The organism is Roseibacillus ishigakijimensis (assembly GCF_016595415.1).
Taxonomy (GTDB): Bacteria; Verrucomicrobiota; Verrucomicrobiia; order Verrucomicrobiales; family Akkermansiaceae; genus Roseibacillus; species Roseibacillus ishigakijimensis.
Map to the genome: position 1 here is coordinate 1 of NZ_JAENIO010000155.1, position 437 is coordinate 437.

The window sequence follows — 437 nt, forward strand, 5'->3', positions numbered from 1 at the left end:
CTTAACAATCCCCACCTCAAGGCCAAGGACCGCAACGAGTTTCTCGCTTGGCTCAAATCGCCTTTTCACCCCTCAATTTTTGTCGTGTAGTGTGTCCAGAATTGAATGATGCTATAATGGATTCATGTTCAGATGTCCCAGGGAATCATATTCATATGACGCGCGCTTTTTTGAGAGGAATGGCGGAACATGATTTAAAAGCGGCCATAGAAACAACGGAAGAAATAAGAGATACGAATCCCGACTTCCACAGGAGTTTGGGATTTTCGGTTGAGGGGTATCTTATTGACGAAGATATTTACGAGTGGGCGCTAGAAAATGAGGTTGATGAAGGCGTGCAGGCATTCGCGTCAACTTAAGCTGTAATTCATTGAAAACGAGCAAAATAAATAGAAAATAACTCGCTTTTTCCTTGACTAGGCGAGGTCGCCGGCAAG

General features: G+C 44.2%; 1 protein-coding gene. It reads left to right on the forward strand.

The window, feature by feature from the left end; genetic code table 11:
* Positions 1-101 precede the first annotated feature (101 nt).
* Complete coding sequence (locus JIN78_RS16990) at positions 102-359, forward strand: hypothetical protein (protein ID WP_234038072.1); 258 nt, start codon at positions 102-104, stop codon at positions 357-359.
* Positions 360-437: the final 78 nt, after the last annotated feature.